This is a genomic window from Streptomyces sp. NPDC001634 (assembly GCF_040298185.1).
Lineage (GTDB): Bacteria > Actinomycetota > Actinomycetes > Streptomycetales > Streptomycetaceae > Streptomyces.
Genome location: NZ_JBEOZU010000044.1, coordinates 47369 through 67328, shown reverse-complemented (window position 1 = coordinate 67328; position 19960 = coordinate 47369). Strand labels below are relative to the sequence as shown.

At 70.1% G+C, this 19960-nt stretch carries 15 protein-coding genes; 10 read left to right on the top strand and 5 right to left on the bottom strand.

Annotated features, from left to right (window positions below; genetic code table 11):
* Window positions 1-100 precede the first annotated feature (100 nt).
* Window positions 101-364, bottom strand: a complete 264-nt coding sequence (locus tag ABT186_RS27290; RefSeq protein WP_003975777.1) for a WhiB family transcriptional regulator — start codon at window positions 362-364, stop codon at window positions 101-103.
* 699 nt (window positions 365-1063) lie between these two features.
* On the opposite strand from ABT186_RS27290, the gene ABT186_RS27285 reads away from it, so the two are divergent.
* The 4 genes from ABT186_RS27285 (at window position 1064) to ABT186_RS27270 (ending at window position 5253) form a co-directional block, all read left to right on the top strand.
* On the top strand, window positions 1064-1570 hold the full coding sequence (locus tag ABT186_RS27285; protein WP_351234269.1) for a cysteine dioxygenase: 507 nt from the start codon (window positions 1064-1066) through the stop codon (window positions 1568-1570).
* Window positions 1571-1704: 134 nt separating this feature from the next.
* Entirely contained in the window at window positions 1705-2664 is a 960-nt protein-coding gene (gene cofD / locus ABT186_RS27280) for a 2-phospho-L-lactate transferase (RefSeq protein WP_351234267.1), read from the top strand.
* The gene (locus ABT186_RS27275) at window positions 2661-4046 is read left to right on the top strand and encodes a coenzyme F420-0:L-glutamate ligase (protein ID WP_351927288.1); all 1386 of its coding nucleotides are present in this window, start codon (window positions 2661-2663) and stop codon (window positions 4044-4046) included. Before cofD ends, ABT186_RS27275 begins: the two co-directional genes overlap by 4 nt.
* Before the next feature lie 205 nt (window positions 4047-4251).
* Window positions 4252-5253, top strand: coding sequence for a DNA-3-methyladenine glycosylase family protein (locus ABT186_RS27270; protein WP_351234263.1), 1002 nt, complete (start codon window positions 4252-4254; stop codon window positions 5251-5253).
* A 550-nt stretch (window positions 5254-5803) separates the two neighbouring features.
* On the opposite strand, the gene manB is transcribed toward ABT186_RS27270, so the two are convergent.
* Together manB and ABT186_RS27260 are read right to left on the bottom strand one after the other, a co-directional pair.
* Window positions 5804-6886 carry a mannose-1-phosphate guanylyltransferase gene (manB, locus tag ABT186_RS27265; RefSeq protein WP_351234705.1) on the bottom strand — a complete coding sequence of 361 codons (1083 nt, stop codon included), beginning with the start codon at window positions 6884-6886 and terminating at the stop codon, window positions 5804-5806.
* A gap of 256 nt (window positions 6887-7142) precedes the next feature.
* Window positions 7143-8636 (bottom strand): N-acetylmuramoyl-L-alanine amidase, encoded by a 1494-nt coding sequence (locus tag ABT186_RS27260; protein ID WP_351927286.1) that lies wholly within the window; start codon window positions 8634-8636, stop codon window positions 7143-7145.
* Between the two features lie 139 nt (window positions 8637-8775).
* Here ABT186_RS27260 and ABT186_RS27255 point away from each other — a divergent pair, with 139 nt between their 5' ends.
* The 4 genes from ABT186_RS27255 (at window position 8776) to ABT186_RS27240 (ending at window position 15094) form a co-directional block, all read left to right on the top strand.
* Window positions 8776-9531, top strand: a complete 756-nt coding sequence (locus tag ABT186_RS27255; protein WP_351234701.1) for a TIGR03089 family protein — start codon at window positions 8776-8778, stop codon at window positions 9529-9531.
* 412 nt (window positions 9532-9943) lie between these two features.
* Window positions 9944-11215 carry an LCP family protein gene (locus ABT186_RS27250; RefSeq protein WP_502973335.1) on the top strand — a complete coding sequence of 424 codons (1272 nt, stop codon included), beginning with the start codon at window positions 9944-9946 and terminating at the stop codon, window positions 11213-11215.
* Window positions 11216-11454: 239 nt separating this feature from the next.
* Entirely contained in the window at window positions 11455-13203 is a 1749-nt protein-coding gene (locus ABT186_RS27245) for an LCP family protein (RefSeq protein WP_351234699.1), read from the top strand.
* 217 nt (window positions 13204-13420) lie between these two features.
* On the top strand, window positions 13421-15094 hold the full coding sequence (locus tag ABT186_RS27240) for an LCP family protein (protein WP_351927284.1): 1674 nt from the start codon (window positions 13421-13423) through the stop codon (window positions 15092-15094).
* A gap of 55 nt (window positions 15095-15149) precedes the next feature.
* Here ABT186_RS27240 and ABT186_RS27235 read toward each other — a convergent pair whose 3' ends face one another.
* Window positions 15150-16178: a glycosyltransferase family 2 protein gene (locus ABT186_RS27235; RefSeq protein ID WP_351237661.1), complete on the bottom strand. Its 1029-nt coding sequence runs from the start codon at window positions 16176-16178 to the stop codon at window positions 15150-15152.
* Between the two features lie 115 nt (window positions 16179-16293).
* Between ABT186_RS27235 and ABT186_RS27230 the strand changes: the two genes are divergently transcribed.
* On the top strand, window positions 16294-17775 hold the full coding sequence (locus ABT186_RS27230; protein ID WP_502973334.1) for an LCP family protein: 1482 nt from the start codon (window positions 16294-16296) through the stop codon (window positions 17773-17775).
* A gap of 83 nt (window positions 17776-17858) precedes the next feature.
* On the opposite strand, the gene ABT186_RS27225 is transcribed toward ABT186_RS27230, so the two are convergent.
* Entirely contained in the window at window positions 17859-18431 is a 573-nt protein-coding gene (locus tag ABT186_RS27225; protein ID WP_351927282.1) for an acyl-CoA thioesterase, read from the bottom strand.
* 119 nt (window positions 18432-18550) lie between these two features.
* Here ABT186_RS27225 and ABT186_RS27220 point away from each other — a divergent pair, with 119 nt between their 5' ends.
* Window positions 18551-19831, top strand: coding sequence for an LCP family protein (locus ABT186_RS27220; protein ID WP_351237657.1), 1281 nt, complete (start codon window positions 18551-18553; stop codon window positions 19829-19831).
* Window positions 19832-19960 lie beyond the last annotated feature (129 nt).

Genomic DNA, 19960 nt, shown 5'->3' with positions numbered 1-19960 from the left:
CCGCCTGTGGATAACCCACCTGCGACGGGCCGTCATGACGCCCTTGGGGAAGATTGTGTGCGTTGCCGGGGCTTGCCGGTGGTCTCCTGGCGCACCCGTGTCAGACGGCGGCCTTCTTGAGGCGGCGGCGCTCGCGCTCGGACAGACCGCCCCAGATGCCGAACCGCTCGTCGTTGGCGAGCGCGTATTCGAGGCACTCCGAGCGGACCTCACAGGCGAGGCAGACCTTCTTGGCCTCGCGGGTGGAGCCGCCCTTCTCGGGGAAGAAGGACTCGGGGTCGGTCTGGGCGCACAGCGCGCGCTCCTGCCAGCCGAGTTCCTCGTCCGCGTCGTCGACCAGCAGTTGCTGCACCAGCTCGGTCATGTGCGCCCCTCGTCTGTCTTTCGCGTCCCCGTGATGTAGCCGTTACCGAATCCGGCTGAACGACACGAGTGAAATTACAAGTGTGCCGATCCGGGCCAGTCAAGCCGAGATCTGCTATTGGGCCCCTTATTCACTCTGCGGAACCAAGGCTATGCGGAAAGTGTTCAAATCGGCATAAACCCTGACACTCGGCAGGGGTCCGGGAAGGCCTCCGACCCCTCAGAGGGAAGGACGCCCAGAAGTTCGATCTCGTTCCGACACGAACGGCGAAGCGAACCGGATCACATTCGGATCACGAGATCGCAACGGGGTTTGCGCGCCCGGTTGTGCGCCATGTGTCCCCGGCCCCCCATGAACAAACCTTTCGTCTGTCAGATGAACCGGATGAGGTGAAACATCTCGCACATCCCGGACGCCAAGTTGACAGCAATGGTGTGAACCGATGTCCTAGGGAGCATGCTCGCGAACTCGGCACTCACCTCGACCCGCTCCGCCGGGTCCCACGGTGCTGTCCGCGCTCGCTGTAGCTGTAGCTGTTGCTGTTCCGGCTGTTGAGCCAGCGCTCCGGCCGACTCTGAGTCCACGCGACTCGGTCGTTCCCTCCGCCCGTACCAGGGCTCCCGCCGCGCCCGTGACCCGGGCGGACGACACGCGACACCCAGCCCCCCGCACCGTCCCACCGAGGAACCACCGCACCCCATGAACAGCGACAGCGACCTCCAGATCGCCGGCGACATCCTCGAAGTACCGCATCTGCTCCAGCCGCCGCGCGAGCACCCGGCCACCGTTTCCGAGTTCGTCGGCCTCGCCCGCTCCATCGCCGCCGACCGCTCCCACTGGGAGCACCTCGTGCGCTACGACGCGGCCTCTCGCTGGTACCACCGGCTGCGCACCGGCCCCGGCTACGAGGTGTGGCTGCTGTCCTGGGTGCCAGGGCAGGGCAGCGGGCTGCACGACCACGGGCGCTCGTCCGGCGTACTGACCGTCCTGCAAGGCGCACTCACGGAGCGCACGGAGCGCGCCACCCGCGCGTTGGGTGCGGGGGCGCAGCGGGTGTTCGCGCCGGGATTTGTGCACGAAGTGGTGAACGACGCTCTGGAGCCGGCGGTGAGCCTGCACGTCTACTACCCGGGGCTGACCGAGATGCAGATGCACTCGAGGGCCTGCGCGGCGGAGCGCAGCACGGTGGACACGGTCACCGCCTGAGCCCGGCGGCAGCACCCGGCGGACCCGTTCGGCAGGGACATGCCCGAGCGCGGGCACCGCGGCGGGCCTGTGCCCGTCCACAACGTCCCCAACCGGGTCACCCGTTGTCGTACCCGCCTGCAAGACTTGCTCCCATGCGCATTGTGGTTCTGGCAGGCGGTATCGGCGGTGCCCGGTTTCTGCGTGGTCTCAAGCGGGCCGTGCCCGACGCGGACATCACGGTCATCGGCAACACCGGCGACGACATTCACCTCTTCGGGCTGAAGGTCTGCCCGGACCTCGACACGGTGATGTACACACTCGGCGGCGGCATCAACGAGGAACAGGGCTGGGGGCGGGCCGACGAGACCTTCCACCTGAAGGAGGAGCTCGCGGCGTACGGCGTCGGACCCGAATGGTTCGGCCTGGGCGACCGTGACTTCGCCACGCACATCGTGCGGACGCAGATGCTGAGCGCCGGCTATCCGCTCAGCGCGGTGACGGAGGCCCTGTGCGACCGCTGGAAGCCAGGGGTCCGGCTCATCCCCATGTCGGACGACCGAGTGGAGACCCATGTAGCCGTCGATGTGGACGGCGAACGCAAGGCGATCCACTTCCAGGAGTACTGGGTGCGGCTGCGGGCCTCCGTGCCGGCCGAGGCGGTCGTACCGGTCGGCGCCGAGCAGGCGAAGCCGGCGCCGGGCGTCCTGGAGGCCATCGCCGAGGCGGACGTGATCCTCTTCCCGCCGTCCAACCCCATCGTCTCCGTCGGCACGATCCTCGCCGTGCCGGGCATCCGGGAGGCCATCGCGGACGCCGGGGTTCCGGTGATTGGGCTGTCCCCGATCGTCGGTGACGCGCCCGTGCGCGGCATGGCCGACAAGGTGCTCGCGGCGGTCGGCGTCGAGTCGACAGCCACGGCGGTCGCCGAGCACTACGGCTCGGGGCTGCTGGACGGCTGGCTCGTCGACACGGTGGACGCGGGCGCCGTGGAACGCGTCGAGGCCGCGGGCATCCGCTGCCGCGCGGTCCCGCTGATGATGACCGACCTGGAGGCGACGGCCCGGATGGCCCGCGAGGCGCTGGCGCTGGCGGAGGAGGTGCGGGGCGCTTGAGCAGCGGACTGTCCGGATTCGAGGGAGCCGAGGGCGGGCTTCCGGGCGGCGAAGGGGAACCCGCGGACGGCGGGGCTGTCGGCGCCGCCCCCGGTTACCGGGTGTGGGCACTGCCCGGTCTGCCGGAGATCCGTGAGGGCGACGACCTGGCCAAGGTCATCGCCGCGACGGAGCCCGGTCTCGTCGACGGAGACGTGCTGCTCGTCACCTCGAAGATCGTGTCCAAGGCCGAGGGGCGCGTCGTCCGGGCGGACGACCGGGAGGCCGCCATCGACGCGGAGACCGTGCGGGTCGTGGCCCGGCGCGGGCCGCTCAGGATCGTCGAGAACCGGCAGGGGCTGGTGATGGCCGCCGCGGGCGTCGACGCCTCCAACACCCCCGCGGGCACTGTGCTGTTGCTGCCCGAGGACCCCGACGCGTCCGCGCGGGCCGTCAGGGAGGGGCTGCGGGACACGCTCGGCGTCGAGGTCGGCGTGATCGTCACGGACACCTTCGGGCGGCCGTGGCGCGCCGGGCTCACCGACGTCGCCATCGGGGCCGCGGGCGTACACGTACTCGACGACCTGCGCGGCGGCACCGACGCGCACGGCAATCCGCTGAGCGCGACCGTCGTCGCCACCGCCGACGAACTGGCCGCCGCCGGTGACCTGGTCAAGGGCAAGGCCGCCGGGCTGCCCGTCGCCGTCGTACGCGGGCTGCCGCACGTCGTGGCCGGGGACGACGGCGAGGGGGCGCGGGCGATGGTGCGCGACGCGCGCGACGACATGTTCCGGCTGGGCACGTCCGAGGCGGTCCGGGAGGCGGTGACCCAGCGGCGTACGGTCCGGGCCTTCACCGACGAGCCCGTGGACCCCGGAGCCGTACGACGCGCGGTGGCCGCGGCCATCACCGCGCCGGCGCCGCACCACACGACGCCATGGCGGTTCGTGCTCCTGGAGTCCGAGGAGTCCCGGACGCGACTGCTGGACGCGATGCGGGACGCGTGGATCGCCGACCTGCGGCGGGACGGCAAGACCGAGGAGTCGATCGCGAAGCGGGTCCGGCGCGGGGACGTGCTGCGCAATGCGCCGTATCTCGTCGTTCCGTGCATGGTCATGGACGGGTCGCACACGTACGGCGACGCGCGACGGGACGGGGCCGAGCGGGAGATGTTCGTGGTCGCCACCGGGGCGGGTGTGCAAAACCTTCTTGTCGCGCTCGCCGGGGAGCGGCTGGGCTCGGCATGGGTGTCATCGACGATGTTCTGCCGGGACGTCGTACGCGAGGTGCTCGGGCTGCCGGAGAACTGGGAGCCCATGGGAGCCGTGGCGGTGGGGCACCCGGCCGAGGAGCCCAAGCCGCGGGCCGGGCGGGATCCGGAGGCGTTCATCGAGGTGCGGTGAGTGGTGTGCGGCGCGGGGTGAGGGGTGTGGTGTGGGGTGTGTGGCACCTGACCGTGGAACTCGCCGGTACGTCGGCCGCGCGCGCCCTACCCTCTTAATGCGCACCTTGCATGACCAGGAAAGCACCAGGAACGCACTGAGACCGCACTAGGACCTCATCAGTACCTCATCAGGATCTCGCCAGGACTTCATCGGGACCTCATCCGTGGCCGGACGCTTCTCTCCCCGCCCCACCCCCACGACCGTGCGCGGTGGCCATGTCGTCGTGCCCCAGGGTGTGCCGAGGCAGAGCGCGGCGCCGGGGCGGCGGCGGACGTGGAGCCCGCCCGGGCCGCTGGACCTGGGGCTGGTACTCGGGCCGTTGCGGCGCGGGCCCGCGGATCCGACGTTCCGGGCGACGCCGGACGGGTCCGTGTGGCGGGCCAGTCGTACGCCCCTGGGGCCGGGCACCCTGCGGGTCGCGCTCCGGGGCGGGGTCGCCGAGGCGGAGGCCTGGGGGCCCGGGGCCGAGTGGCTGCTGGACAAACTGCCCGAGATGCTCGGTGCCTTGGACGATCCCGACGCGTTCGAGCCACGGCACCGCCTGGTCGCGCTGGCGCGGCACCGGCGGCCGGGGCTGCGGCTGACGCGGACGGGGCTGGTGCTGGAGTCGCTGATTCCGTCGGTCCTGGAGCAGAAGGTCACGACGGACGAGGCGTATCGGGCGTGGCGGCTGCTCGTACGGAAGCACGGGGAGCCGGCGCCGGGGCCCGCCCCGGGGCGGATGCATGTGATGCCGGCGCCGCGGACGTGGGCGCTGATTCCGTCGTGGGAGTGGCACCGGGCCGGGGTGGACAACAAGCGGGCTTCCACGATCCTGCGGGCGGTCCGGGTCGCCGCGCGGCTGGAGCAGGCGGTGGGGATGTCGCCCGCGGAGGCGCAGGCGCGGCTGGAGGTCGTACCCGGGATCGGGCCGTGGACTTCCGCGGAGACCGTGCAGCGCAGTCATGGGGCGGCGGATTCGGTGACCGTGGGGGATCTGCATCTGCCGGGGATCGTGGGGTATGCGCTGGCCGGGGACCGGGATGCGGACGACTCCGTGATGTTGTCGCTGCTTGAGCCGTATGCGGGGCAGCGGCATCGGGCGGCGCGGTTGATTCTGTTGAGCGGGTGTGTGCCGCCGCGGCGGGCTCCGCGGATGCGGCGGGGGGATATTGGGCGGTTGTAGGGCGGTGCCGGTGCCGTCTGTTGGTGGGTACCCGGCGGTGACGTGAGCCTTGGGGTCGCCCCCGCCGCCTTTACCCCCCAAGCTCTCGGCTTCGCTCGAGCAGGGGGACCCCCACCGTCCCCGGGGGGCGCTGCCCCCGGGCTCCCCCGCCGGGGACTGCGTCCCCCGGGCCCCTGCCCTGGGGGCTGCCGCCCCCAGACCCCCGCTTTCGGCCTGAACGGCCTCGTCCTCAAACGCCCGACAGGCTGGGAGTGGCTGAGCCGCACTGGACCGCGCGGGCGGGCAGGAAACCGGCCGGACGGCATCGTCCTCAAACGCCCGACAGGCTGGATGTGGCTGAGCCGCACTGGACCGCGCGGGCGGGTGGGGAACCGGCCTGAATGGCCTCGTCCTCAAACGCCCGACGTTCTTGGACTTGCCTGGGCCATGTCTCGTCCCCAAACCCCCCAAATTCGACACACGCACGTTGAAGCCGTGCTGCGCCGAACAGTTCGCGTAAGTGGGCAGCTCGGCCTCAACGGCCTCGTCGTTCTGATGCCGGACGGCTGGACTACTGGTCCGAGGAGAAACGCACCGCCCCGGCCGGGATCTGCGCGTCGCACCACACGCGTACACCGTCGCGGAGTTCGTTGTCCGCGCCGACCACCGCGCCGTCGCCGATGACCGCGCCCGTCAGGATCGAGCGTTCGCCGATGCGGGAGCGGGCGCCGATCAGGGAGTCCGTGATCACCGCGCCGGGTTCCACGATCGCGCCGGACAGCAGCGTGCTGCCGGAGATCCGGGCGCCCTCGCCCACGAACGCACCCTCGCCCACGACCGTGCCGCCCGTCAGCTTCGCGTCCGTGGCGACGGATGCCGTCGGCAGGATCAGACGGTCGCCGCAGCGGCCGGGTACCGCGGGGGACGGGGCTCGGCCCAGGACCAGGTCCGCCGAACCGCGGACGAAGGCCGCGGGGGTACCCAGGTCCAGCCAGTACGTCGAATCGACCATGCCCTGGAGGTGAGCCCCGGCCTTCAGGAGGTCGGGGAAGGTTTCCCTCTCGACCGAGACCGGGCGGCCCAGCGGGATCGTGTCGATCACCGAGCGGCGGAACACATACGCCCCGGCGTTGATCTGGTCGGTGACGATCTCCTCGGGGGTCTGCGGCTTCTCCAGGAACGCCGTCACCCGGCCCGTCTCGTCCGTGGGGACCAGACCGTACGCCCTCGGGTCCGTCACCTTCGTGAGGTGAAGGGAGACGTCTGCGCCCGTCGACTCGTGGGTGCTGATCAGAGCCCGGATGTCCAGGCCCGTGAGGATGTCTCCGTTGAAGACCAGAATCGGGTCGTCGGGGCCCGAGTGGAGGCGGCTCGCCACATTGCGGATGGCGCCGCCCGTACCGAGGGGCTCCTCCTCCGTGACGTACTCCAGTCTGAGGCCGAGGGCCGAGCCGTCACCGAAGTGTGGCTCGAACACCTCTGCGAGGTAGGACGTGGCGAGCACGATGTGCTCCACGCCCGCGGCCCTCGCCCGCGCCAACTGGTGGGTGAGAAAGGGGACCCCGGCCGCCGGAACCATGGGCTTCGGAGTGTGCACCGTGAGCGGGCGCAGCCGGGTGCCTCTGCCGCCGACCAGGAGGATCGCTTCTGTCACCTGTCGTCTCTGCTTCCTGCCGGGACCGGCCGAACTGTCCATCGGCCGGCCAGTGTATGCAACCCTCATTATGAGGATCGCTAAAGGCGTTATGAGGACAGTGAGAGGCGCCCTCGATGACAGCGGGGTGCCCTTCGATCACATTGTGGGGAATGCCCCCGCACACCTTCGTACGGATGAACTCTTTCGTGCGAAGTCATACGATTTCGCACGATGTTGTGCGACTTTGTACGACTTCATGCTGCGGCCCCTGTCCTCAACGGCCCTGCAAGCGGGCCGCGATTGAGCGGACCAAGCCGAGTTTGCCGTAGAGCAGCCTTCCCGGGCACTCGGTGGCGAACCCGTCGCGATGGCCGGAGATCACATTCAGTCGTACGTTCGTGCCCTTCGGGTAGAGATTGCCACCCGCGGACTCCAGGTATGTCTTGCCACGCGGATCCAGGCCGTAGAGGCCGAGTTTCCATGCGGCGAGCTCGGCGAGGGCGTCCACCGCGGCGGACGGCGGATCAACACTGCCGTAGCTGCCGAGGACTGCGATCCCCGTGCTGTTGCTGTTGAAACCGAGGGTGTGGGCGCCCATGACGGGCTTCGCCACGCCTCCCGCGCGGCCTTCGTAGATGTTTCCGCACTTGTCGACGAGGAAGTTGTAGCCGATGTCCCGCCAGCCACTGCTCACCACGTGGTAGCGGTAGATACTGCGGATGACGGAAGGGGCTTGCGAGCAGCTGTAGTTGTTGCCCGAGGCCGTGTGGTGTACGAAGGCCACTTTCACACTGTCCGTGTAGATGAATCCCCCCTCCCGCAGCCCCTCGTCGGCGCCCCACCCGTGGCGCGTGACGATGCGCGGGCGCGGGCCGATGTACGGCCCCGCGCGCCCCTCACTCCCGTCGGATGCTTCTAGCGTCGCCTTGTTCAGGGCTTCCTCCGTCGCCGCCTTCGACAGCGCCGGAATCTCCATGGCATTCGGGGGCGCGAGGTCGGCGTTGGGGGCGGACGTGGCGGACCCCGCGCCCGGCGCGTCGGCGGATGCTCCCGCGCCCGGAGTATCAGAGGGTGCCCCCGCGCCCGGCGTATCCGCGGGTGCGCCCCCGCCCGATTGCGGCGCCGAGGCTGCGGTGTGCGAGTTCTGTGTGGTGGCGCCCGGCTGTGACTCCGCACCGGGGTCCACGAGTGCGACCCGGAGGCCGTCGGGGAGCATGGGAGCGCGTGTCGTACCGGCTTTGGGGGCGTCCGCCGCGCGCACGCGCACCTCGATGCCGTCCGAGTCGCCGACCCACAGAGGCGCCGTCGACCCGCGCACCCGGCTCGAGCGGCTTTCGGCGGTCTCCGGATCGGGCCCGTGGTCGCTGTTGTGCGTCTCGACGTCCTGCCAGCCGGACCACCTGCCCGTGCCGGTCGCGCGGGTACGGATCTGGACGCTGCCCCGCAGTTCGGCACCCGGGTCGTCCCAGACCACGCCGACCAGCGAGAAGGAACGTACGTCCTGGGGCTTCAGGCCCTGTTCGGGCGCCGTCCCTCCGCGAGGACCGGTGAGCGGTACGAGCGGGAGGGACTGGGTTTCGCCGGGGACGGCCTGCTCGGCGACCGGCCCCGCGGCGGATGTAGCACGCGTGTCCGCCGTACCCGGCCCGGCCGTCCCCGCCGACGGACCCCGCTCGCCCGGCCCCGCCTCCGTCGCCGGGAGGGCGAAGGGCAGGGTCAGTACCGCCGCGCAGGTGACACCGATCGAGGAAGCAAGGTATCCACGCATGCCCCTGATCCTGGACATAGTCAGACATATATGTCCATCGGGGAATTGACGGACCGTTGGCCGGTACTCGGCCGAACCGGTGGCCCGTCACACGCCTGCCTGGCCGCCCCTGCGCCCGCCCCCGCGTACGCTTGCGCGCGTGAACGCCACCGACCGCACCCCTGCCGACCTGCTGCGATCCGCGCTCGCCGCGGACCCCGCACGCCCCCTGGTGACCTTCTACGACGACGCCACGGGCGAACGCGTCGAACTCTCCGTGGCCACCTTCGCCAATTGGGTGGCCAAGACCGCCAACCTCCTCCAGGGCGACCTCGCCGCCGAGCCCGGCGACCGGGTCGCGTTGCTGCTGCCCGCGCACTGGCAGACGGCGGTGTGGCTGCTCGCATGTGCGTCCGTGGGCGTCGTGGCGGACGTCGGCGGCGACGCGGGCGCCGCCGATCTCGTCGTCAGCGGGCCCGACTCTCTGGACGCGGCGCGCGCCTGCTCCGGGGAGCGCGTCGCCCTGGCCCTGCGCCCGCTCGGCGGCCGCTTCCCGCAGACCCCGGACGGCTTCGCCGACTATGCGGTCGAGGTGCCGAGCCAGGGCGACCGCTTCCAGTCGTACGCACCCGTGGACCCGGAGGACCCGGCGCTGATCGTCGCCGGGGCCGAGTACACGGGCGCGGAAGTGGTCGAGCGGGCCCGCGCGGACGCCTCCGCCCTCGGTCTGACGGGGCCCGGGTCGCGACTGCTGTCCGCACTGCCGTACGACACATGGGAGGGGCTGAGCGCCGGGTTGTACGCACCCCTGGCCACCGGGGGCTCGGTGGTGCTGTGCCGGCATCTGGAGCGGCTCGACGAGGACGCGCTGGCCAAGCGGATCGAGAGCGAGCGCGTCTCGGCCATCGCTCACTGAGCGGACCCCGTCCATCGCAGACTGAGCGGGCCCCGGCCCACCGCACCGCCGAGCGGGCCCCGGAACACCGCACCCCGAGCACATCCCGACCGCCGCACGCCAAGCGGGCTCCAGTCACCGCACACCAAGCGGGCTCCAGTCACCGCACGCCAGCCCCGCCCACGCACACCGAGCACATCCCGGCCGCCGCACACCAAGCAGGCCCCGGCCACCGCACACCGAACGGTTCCCCCGGACCAGCCGGGCACCGAACGGTTCCCCCGGACCAGCCGGGCACCGAACGGTTCCCCCGGACCGGCCGGGCACGACCCGTCCCCCGTTCGGCCTAGCAGCAGCCGCCCCCGGCACCCACCCCGAGCCATGGTCGTAAGAGCCCTACCCGCTCGTACGCCACAAGGGGGTGGACCCCGCAGTGACGACCCCAGGCACGCCCCGGCGGCGGCGCGGCGCCGCCCCGCGCTCCCACGGCCCCGCCCTCGGCTCCGCTCCCGGGCTCATACGCCGCCGGCGGCGCTGGCTGCGCCGCTCCTCGCTCGCGCTCGCCGTGGTCGTGCTCGGGGCCGCCGGGGCCGGGTGGGCCGCGTACGAGAAGCTGAACTCGAACATCACCGCGGACAACGACGCCGCCTCCGAGCTCGCCCGGTACGACAAGGAGCGGCCCACGGCACTCGTCCACGGCGCCCAGAACATCCTGCTCATCGGGTCCGACACACGGTCGGGCCATGGGAACGACCAGTACGGGCGGGATTCCGGCACCGAGCGGTCCGACACCACGATCCTGCTGCACCTCGCGGCCGACCGGCGCAGCGCCACGGCCGTCTCCCTGCCCCGCGACCTCATGGTCGACGTGCCGAGCTGCCGCCGGCCGGACGGCAGCCGCACCCAGCCGGTGTTCACGCTGTTCAACTACGCCTTCGCGACCGGCGGTTCGGCCTGCACGATCCGTACCGTCGAAAGGCTGACGGACATCCGGGTCGACCACCACATGGTCCTCGACTTCAACGGGTTCAAGGAGATGATCGACGCCCTCGACGGGGTGGAGGTGTGTCTCAGGCGGCCCATCGACGACAAGGCGGCAAGGCTCAAGCTGCCCGCGGGGAAGGTGACGCTCAACGGCGAGCAGGCGCTCGGCTATGTACGCGCCCGCAAGAGCCTCGGCGACGGCAGCGACACCGAACGGATGGAGCGCCAGCAGCGCTTCCTGGGCGCGCTGGTCAGCAAGGTGCGCAGCGATGACGTCCTGCTGAATCCCGTGAAGCTGTATCCGGTGCTGGACGCAGCCACATCATCCCTCACCACGGACCCGGGTCTGGCGAGCCTGCGCGGACTCTACGAACTCGCGCGCGGTCTGCGGAACCTCCGCACGGAGCGTGTGCAGTTCCTGACGGCACCGCGGACGTCGTACCCGTATAACGCCAATCGCGACCAACTCGTGGAACCCGCGGCGGAGAAACTTTTCACGCGGCTGCGTATGGACCAGCCTGTCGAGGTCACTAAGGAAGTTCCGGACAATTCCCCCGCAAAAACAAGCAATACAGCACCCGGTCATGGTGACGGCGGGGAGTCGCACGACGACGGAAAGTCCGCTGGACAGTGGGCCGTCGAGCCCGGCATGCCCAGGCAGACCTCAGAACCTCCGCCCACTTTCCGCGGGAACACGGCCGCCCAGGACGCCTGCGGGTAAAGCGCACACAAAACCGGGGAACGTCTGAGCTAAGAACTCTCTGAGAAATAGGGTGGATTGCCCGGTTGTAGGGGAGTGGAATTTGTCACCGCCGTCGCTCGACGCTGAACTGGGCGGATAGTGTGAGCGATCCGGTGCAACACCCATGGGGTCGGTCCTGGGTTCGCGCACTGGTTGAAGAGACCTGAGCGCCTCGGGGGGAAGGCGCCGCGTGGCCCCGACGGAGGGTTCGGACAACCGTGGACGCGCAAGGCCGTGGGCGGGCGGACAACATCGACCCCGCAGACCAGTGGGTGCTCAACCCGAACACCGGCGAATACGAACTGCGACTGAGCCCTTCCGGACCGCAGTCGGGCGTACCGAGACCGCGACGCGGGGCCCCCACCCGTAACGCTCAGGGCGGAACGCGCACGGCACCCGGCCCCCGGGGCCCCGCCCCGGACCGAACGGCTCCGGATGCCCTCCCGGGTCAGCGCCGTCGCCGGGCAGAACCGGACGAACCGCTGCCTGGGCGCCGCCGGGGCCGTACGAAACCCAAAAAGGGCAAGGCCAAGAAGATACTGCTGTGGACCGGCGGCGGTATGGCCTTCGTCCTGGTCGCCGTGTCGGCGGCCGCCTACCTCTACATCGAGCATCTCAACAACAACATCACGGCCGTCTCGGACGACGGCGCGGGCACCGGTGGCTTCCAGAAGGACAAAGCGATCAACATTCTGTTGATCGGCACCGACAAGCGCACCGGCAAGGGCAACACGGGCTACGGCGACGCCGGCAGCGTCGGGCATGCGGACACCAACATCCTGCTGCACGTGTCCAAGGACCGCTCGAACGCGACCGCGCTCAGCATCCCGCGCGACCTGATCGTCGATGTGCCGGACTGCCCGACGCAGCAGGCGGACGGCACCACCAAGGTCATCCCCGGGACGAAGAACGTCCGTTTCAACACGAGCCTCGGCCAGGACGGCCGTACGCCGAGCTGCACCATGCGTACGGTCACCGAGCTGACCGGCATCACGCCGGACGACTTCATGGTCGCCGACTTCAACGCGGTCAAGACGCTGACCTCGGCGGTCGGCGGAGTCGACGTCTGTCTGGGCAAGGACATCAACGACCCGGACTCGCACCTGAAGTTGTCGAAGGGCACGCACACCATCGAGGGCGAGCAGGCCCTCGCCTTCGTGCGCACCCGGCACTCGGTCGGTTTCGGCGGCGACCTGAGCCGGATTCAGCTCCAGCAGCAGTTCCTCAGCTCGCTGATGCGCAAGTTGAAGTCCAACTCCACGCTCTCCGACCCGTCCAAGATGCTGGACGTGGCGGAGGCGGCCACCAAGGCGCTGACCGTCGACTCGAAGATCAAGAGCATCGGCAAGCTGAAGGACCTCGGTCTGGAGCTGGGCAAGCTCAACCCCAAGAACCTGAGCTTCACGACGGTGCCGGTGCTCGACAACCCGGCGGACGGCGCGGTCAAGAAGACGGTGATCGTCGACCAGAGCAAGGCCCCCGAGGTCTTCCAGCTGATCAAGGGCGACGTCTCCCTCACCGAGGTCAAGCAGAAGAAGCAGCAGGAGAACGCCGCCGTGGCCGCCCGCCTCAAGGGCACCCGCTCGGCCGCCTCCGACATCCGCGTCGACATCTACAACGGCGGCGCTCCGGCGGGCAGCGCACAGGAGACTCTCAGCTGGCTGCAGAACACTGAGGGCGTGATCAAGTCCAGCCAACTCGGCAACGCGAGCGCAACACTCAGCAACACGACCATTGAGTACTCTCCCGACCAGGCCGATCAGGCACGCAAGCTGGCGGACCTCATGGGTCTGCCCGCGTCGGCGCTGAAGCCGGGCAAGAGCGAGAGGAACGCCCAGGGTCTGCCCGCGATCGTGCTGACCCTCGGGAAGGACTTCAAGGGGGCCGGGGTGCCCCTGACGACGCCGACGAAGGCGCCGTCGAGCATCCAGAAGTCCACGGCGGACAAGGTTCAGTGCGCCAAGTGACGTAATGGCCCCGTCCTGCGTCTAACAGGACGCGGACGTGCCGGAGGGATACATCCTGCCGGGCGCGTCAGGCGTCTAGTTACTGAACGCGAGACAACATCCGGCGGGACGCGAGCGGCGTCCCGCCTCCGGCGAAGGTTCCGGAGACGCGACAAGGCGTCCTCCCGGACCGCATGGTGGCCCCGTTTGTCGGGCCCAGGGTGGGGAGGGCAGGGACTTGGTGCAGAGCAGTGTGCGCGGAAAGGGGACGCGACCACGTGCAGGGCACGCCGGTGAACTGGGCTGGGACGACAGTCTGTACGACAAGAACGGCGACGCCGCTCAGGACGGCGACGACGGTCCGCCGGCCGAGCCACACGGCCAGGGTGGGCAGGGGGGCGGGCGCCGAGGCGGGGTCGAGGGGCACCCGCGCCGCAGACGCCGTGTCCTGCGCTGGTCGGCGACCGTCCTGGCGGTCGTGATACTCGGCACGGCCGGGGCCGGATACCTCTACTACCAGCACCTGAACGACAACATCAAAAAGGACGACCTCAACATCGGCAACGCGAAGGACCGTGCCGCCGAGTCGAAGCCGAACGCGGCGGGCCAGACCCCGCTGAACATCCTCCTCATCGGCTCGGACGCACGCGACACCGCGGAGAACCAGCAGCTCGGCGGTGCGAGGGACACCTTCGGGGGACCCCCGAACGGCGACGTCCAGATGCTGGTGCACCTCTCGGCGGACCGCACCAACATGTCCGTGGTCAGCCTGCCGCGCGACACACTGCTGAAGATCCCCGAGTGCACCGACCCGAAGACGCAGCACGTCTATCCGGAGTTGACGCGAGCGATGGTGAACAGCTCACTGGGCCGCGGCGGCCCCGGCTGCACGGTCGCCACCTGGGAGAAGCTCACCGACATCCACATCGACCACTTCATCATGGTCGACTTCTCGGGCGTGGTGTCCATGGCCGACGCGATCGGCGGCGTCCCGGTGTGCGTGGACAAGAACATCTTCTCGCACACCTCCTCCGGCCATGGCTCGGGCCTGAAACTGAAGGCGGGCACCACGTACGTCAAGGGCACCCAGGCCCTGCAGTGGCTGCGCACGCGGTACGGCTTCGAGGACGGCAGCGACATCGCCCGGACGAAGGCGCAGCACCAGTACATGAGCGCGATGGTCCGCCAGCTGCGGGAGAACGCCACCCTGAGCAACCCGAACAAGCTGCGCAAGCTCGCCGAGACGGCCACCGCGGCACTCACCGTCGACAAGGGGCTCGGCACGGTCGCGAATCTCTACGACCTGAGCACCGAGCTGAAGAAGGTGCCCACCGAACGCATCACGATGACGACCATGCCGTACGAGTACGCCGGCGAGCGCGTGGTGCCCAAGCCGGGTGACGCGGACAAGCTGTTCCGCCTGGTGCGCGAGGACATCGCGCTCGACGGCAAGGACACGCCCAAGAAGAAGACCACACCGGCGCCGGCCGCAGCCCCGACGGACAGCGACGACAAGATCGCGGTGCAGGTGCAGAACGGCACCCGGACGTCCGAGTCGGGACCGGTGAGCGGACGGGCGAGCACGGTGGCCGGACTCCTCGTCGGCAAGGGATTCACCGAGGCCCAGGCCGACTCCTCGACGGTGCTCTCCGAGGACAAAACGGTGATCCGCTATCCGAGCGCGGATCTGAAGGGCGACGCCGAGCGGGTCGCCAAGGCCCTGGGCATCCCCACGAGTTCGGTGCAGAAGTCGACGGACGTCTCCGGCGTCACCCTGGTCGTGGGCGCCGACTGGACGTCGGGCACCACGTACAAGGTGCCGAAGGAGGACAACAAGACCCCGACGACCGCGAACGTGCTCAACGGCGCGGACAAGAAGTGCATGACTGTGGACCCGGCCTACACCTGGTGACCGAACGGGTCGGGGCCCCTCCCGCTGGAGGGGCCCCGACCCGTTGCGGTTGTGCTCAGTTGGAGGCGACGACCGCCGGCCGCCGCGACGCGATGACCTTCTTCGCCAGTGACTTCGGGCTGGTCAGGAAGCCCCAGCCCCACGACATGTGCATGGTCGCGAGGGCAACGGGGATCTGCAGCCGCGCCTTCAGGGGCAGTCCCTTGCCCGCGGGGACGGAACCGAGGGCGATCGCCGCGAGATAACCGCCGGGGATCACAAGGCCCCACGGGGTCAGCGCGGCGCCCACCACGACGCCCGCCGCGATCGCACAGACCGCGGCCGGCGGGGCCAGGTAGCGCAGGTTGATGGAGCCCTCGTGGTAGCGGGCGACGACGTGCCGCCAGCGCCCGTAGTCCTTGTACTGCTTGGCGAGGGCCCTCACGCTCGGCCGCGGCCGGTACGACACCTTCAGCTCGGGCGAGAACCAGATGAGGCCGCCGGCCTCCCGGATCCGGAAGTTGAGCTCCCAGTCCTGGGCGCGGATGAACTCCTCGTTGTAGCCGCCCTGCTGCTCCAGGGCCTCGCGCCGGAAGACACCGAGGTAGACCGTCTCAGCCGGACCGGCCTCGCCGCCCGTGTGGAAGGCGGCGTTCCCGACGCCGATCTTCGAGGTCATGGCGGCGGCGACCGCGCGCTCCCAGTCGTTCTCGCCCTCGGCGTGCATGATGCCGCCGACGTTCTGCGCGCCGGTCTCCTCCAGGAGGCGCACGGCGGTCGCGATGTAGTCGGTCGAGAGCATGCCGTGGCCGTCCACGCGGACCACGATCGGGTGGCGGGAGGCCTTGATCGCGGCGTTGAGCGCGGCGGGCGTGCGGCCGGTCGGGTTCGGCACCGTGTGCACCCGCGGGTCCTCACGGACCAGCTCGGCGGCGATCTCGTCCGTGCGGTCCGTGGACGGACCGAGGGCGATCACGACCTCCATCTCACCGCCGTACTCCTGGGCGAGGATCGCTTGGACGGCTCCGCGCAGATGCCGCTCCTCGTCGAGGACGGGCATGATCACGGAAACGGCGGGGAGCTGCACGTCGGGCTTGGCGTTCATAGGGGGCTCACGTTACCGCGAACGGGGGACACCGATGCGCGCCGCCCGGGGCCGCAGATCGTATCGGCCTACGGTGCTGCCGGACCCCACCCCCAGCCCCGCGGAGGTGTCCCCCGTGCCCACGCCGACCCGCTCCCCCGTGCGCCGTCCGCCGGCCCGCCGCTCCCCCGCGCGGCGGCCGCCCGTGCGACGGAAGAAGTCGGGCTGGGCCATGCGGGCGGCCACCACGTTCTCCGTGGTGGTCCTCGCGGCGGCGGGCATCGGGCACGCGGTGGTCGCCGGCCTCGACGCGGACATCGCCCGGGTCGACCCCTTCAAGGACATGAAGAACCGCCCCGCGGCGGGCCACGGCATGAACGTCCTGCTGGTCGGCACCGACGGCCGCGACAAGATCACCGAGCGGGAGCGACACAGGTTCCGCCTCGGGGGCACGCCCTGCCACTGCACCGACACGATCATGATCGTGCACATCTCGGCGGACCGGGAGCGGGCCACGGTCGTGAGTCTGCCGCGCGACTCGTACGCGGAGGTGCCGACGCACACCGACCAGACGACCGGACAGCAGCACGACACCCACCCGATCAGGCTGAACGCGGCGTACGCGGAGGGTGGCCCGAACCTGACCGTGCGCACGGTCGAGACCATGACCCACCTCAAGATCGACCACTATCTGGAGGTCGACTTCATCAGCTTCATGAAGACGGTGGACGTGCTCGGCGGTGTCCGGATCTGCACCGCCCAGCCGGTGAAGGACGCGTACACCGGGCTCGACCTGCCGGCGGGAACCCATGTGCTGGGCGGCGGGCAGGCGCTGCAGTACGTACGGTCCCGGCATATCGACGGCGCCTCCGACCTGGGGCGGATGCAGCGGCAGCAGAGGTTCCTGGCGTCGCTGATCGACGGGGCGACCTCGTCGGGTGTGCTGCTGAACCCGCTGAGGTTCCGGGATGTGACACGGGCCGTGCTCGGCTCGGTGCGGGCCGACCGGGGCTTCGGCACGGACGAGCTGCTCGACCTGGGCCGGGCCATGCGGAACTTCTCACCGCACTCGTCCGAGTTCACGACCGTGCCGATCGGGCAGATGACCTACGAGGTCAAGGGCCTCGGCTCGACCGTGAAGTGGGACGACGCGAAGGCGCGGGCCCTGTTCGACGCGCTGCGCGACGACAGGCCGCTCGCCCCGCCGCAGCCCCGGCCGAAGGGCCCCAAGGGCCCGGCGGCCCCGGCCGCGGTGCCCGTGGAGGTGGCCCCGCAGCAGATCCGGGTGCAGGTGGAGAACGGGACGGCCGCGGAGGGGCTCGGCAAGCGCGTGGACGACGCGCTGGCGGCCACCGGGTTCCAGACGACGCGGCACCCGGCGAGCTCCGCGGACCATGGTGCCCAGCGCACGGTCATCCTCTACGACCCGCGCTGGGACCGCTCGGCGAAATCCCTGGCGGCGGCCCTGCCGGGCAGCGAGCTGCGCAAGGCCGCCGGTCGGGGGCCGACGCTGAGGGTGATCGTCGGGGCGGATTTCAAGGAGGTACGGAGGGTGAAGACGGCGGAGCCGGAGAAGACGGAGCCGGTGGTGACCGGGGACCAGGTGGTGTGTCCGTAGAACAATGTCCGTAGAAGACCCCGTGGCACACGCGGTCCGTAGAAGACCCGTGGCACACGCCGGGCGGCCCGGTCACGGTGCGTTCAGTCCTTGTAGCCCTCCGCGGCGCTCTTCTCCCGCAGTTCCTTGATCGCGCGGCGGCGGGCCAGGCGGTGGGTGCGGCGGATCTGGGCCTCCTGGTAGCGGCGCTTGTCGCGTTCCGTCTCCGGGACGACCGGCGGCACCGCCCGCGGTTTGCCGTCGGCGTCGACCGCGGCGAAGACGAGGTACGCGGAGCCGACATGGGTGGCCGGCGTCGACTCGTTCCAGCGCTCGGCCAGGACCCGTACGCCGATCTCCATCGAGCTGCGGCCGGTCCAGTTGACCTGGGCCTTCACATGGACGAGGTCACCGACCCTGACCGGCTCCAGGAACGCCATCTCGTCCATGGACGCGGTCACGGCCGGGCCGCCGGAGTGCCGGCCGGCCACGGCGCCCGCCGCGTCGTCGACAAGCTTCATGATCACACCGCCGTGCACCGTGCCCAGCAGGTTGGTGTCGTTGTGGGTCATGATGTGGCTGAGGGTGGTCCGGGACGCGGAGGTGGGCTTCCCGGGGAGTTCACCTGCGATTTCGGCCGGAATTTCTGGTTCCGGGGCGGGGGCCTGGTCTGTCATGGCGTCCACCTTATGCCGGGGTGACATCCGGAGACTTTGTGTCAGCTTCGCAACAGCCCTGACCCCGTTTCCCGCCGACTCTTGTAAGCCACACACCCCGACCCTGCACACTGGGGCCCATGAACGATTGGCCCGAGGGATGGAACGAGAGCCGCGGCAACCGCTACGGACGCGGCAGCGGCAGCGTGCAGCCTGAGGGCGCACGCGTGATGCGGCAGGTCCGGCGCGGGCCTGGCGGCCCTCAGGCCGCGCCGCCCTACGGCGGCGTGCCGCAGCAGCCGACGTACCCGGACGACCAGGGGTACGACAACGCATACGACAGCGGCTACAACACGGGCCAGGTCTACGGCGGCGGCCGGGGCGGCGGCTTCGTACCCAACGACAACGACCCGGACCCGGAGTTCCAGCAGTACCGGCAGCGCCCGAGCTGGGGCCGCCGGATCAAGTGGACCGCGATCACCCTGGTCACAGTGCTGGTGGTGGCCTCGGTGGCCACGTACTTCTGGGCCGACTCCAAGCTCCACCGCGACGTCGACCTCTCCAAGGTCATCGACCGGCCCGCCGCGGGCGAGGGCACGAACTACCTGATCGTCGGCTCCGACAGCCGCGCGGGCCTGTCGGACGCGGACAAGCAGAAGCTGCACACCGGGTCCGCCGAGGGCAAGCGCACGGACACGATGATGATCCTGCACGTCGGGGACAACGGCGACACCCTGATCTCGCTGCCTCGTGACTCGGACGTGGAGATACCGACGTACGTGGGCTCCCAGTCGGGCAAGACCTTCAAGGGCACGGGCCGGCATACCAAGCTGAACGCCGCGTACTCGGAGGACGGGCCGACGCTGCTGGTCCGCACGATCGAGTACAACACCGGGCTGCACATCGACCACTACGCGGAGATCGGCTTCGCCGGCTTCGCGAACATCGTGGACGCGGTCGGCGGCGTCGAGATCACCATCGACAAGGGCTTCAAGGACAAGTACTCGGGCGCCGACTTCAAGGCGGGCACGCAGACGCTGAACGGCGACCAGGCTCTCGCCTTCGTGCGTACCCGGCACGCCTTCGCCACGAGCGACCTGCAGCGCACGAAGAACCAGCAGAAGTTCCTCGCCGCCCTGGCCCACCAGGTGGCGACCCCGTCGACCGTCCTGAACCCCTTCAAGCTCTACCCGACCATGGGCGCGGGCCTGGACGCCCTGACCGTCGACAAGGACATGAGCCTGTGGGACCTGGGGTCCATGTTCTGGGCGATGAAGGGCGTCAACAGCGGCAACGGCAAGTCGATGAACATGCCGATCTCCGGCTCGACCGGCGGCAACCTGGTCTGGGACAAGGCCAAGGTCAAGACGTTGGTGGACGAGCTGAAGAACGACCAGACGGTGACGGTCAGCGGGAACTGAGCCGCTCGACCGCGAAGGGGGGGGCGGCCCCCCCGGGGGCGGCCCCCCGCCCAATTAGCGACAGCCCGTAAGGCGACCTCAGCGAGCAAACATGGCCGGTTGAGTTAGAGGGCCCGGGGGTTTAACAAA

What these genes read in the sequence shown, in the direction of transcription:
- ABT186_RS27285 (WP_351234269.1), top strand. Translation starts at nt 1,064, where the DNA reads ATGAACAGCGACAGCGACCTCCAGATCGCCGGCGACATCCTCGAAGTA.
- ABT186_RS27260 (WP_351927286.1), bottom strand. Translation starts at nt 8,636, where the DNA reads ATGCGTGGATACCTTGCTTCCTCGATCGGTGTCACCTGCGCGGCGGTA.
- ABT186_RS27235 (WP_351237661.1), bottom strand. Translation starts at nt 16,178, where the DNA reads ATGAACGCCAAGCCCGACGTGCAGCTCCCCGCCGTTTCCGTGATCATG.
- ABT186_RS27225 (WP_351927282.1), bottom strand. Translation starts at nt 18,431, where the DNA reads ATGACAGACCAGGCCCCCGCCCCGGAACCAGAAATTCCGGCCGAAATC.
- ABT186_RS27220 (WP_351237657.1), top strand. Translation starts at nt 18,551, where the DNA reads ATGAACGATTGGCCCGAGGGATGGAACGAGAGCCGCGGCAACCGCTAC.
- ABT186_RS27290 (WP_003975777.1), bottom strand. Translation starts at nt 364, where the DNA reads ATGACCGAGCTGGTGCAGCAACTGCTGGTCGACGACGCGGACGAGGAA.
- cofD (WP_351234267.1), top strand. Translation starts at nt 1,705, where the DNA reads ATGCGCATTGTGGTTCTGGCAGGCGGTATCGGCGGTGCCCGGTTTCTG.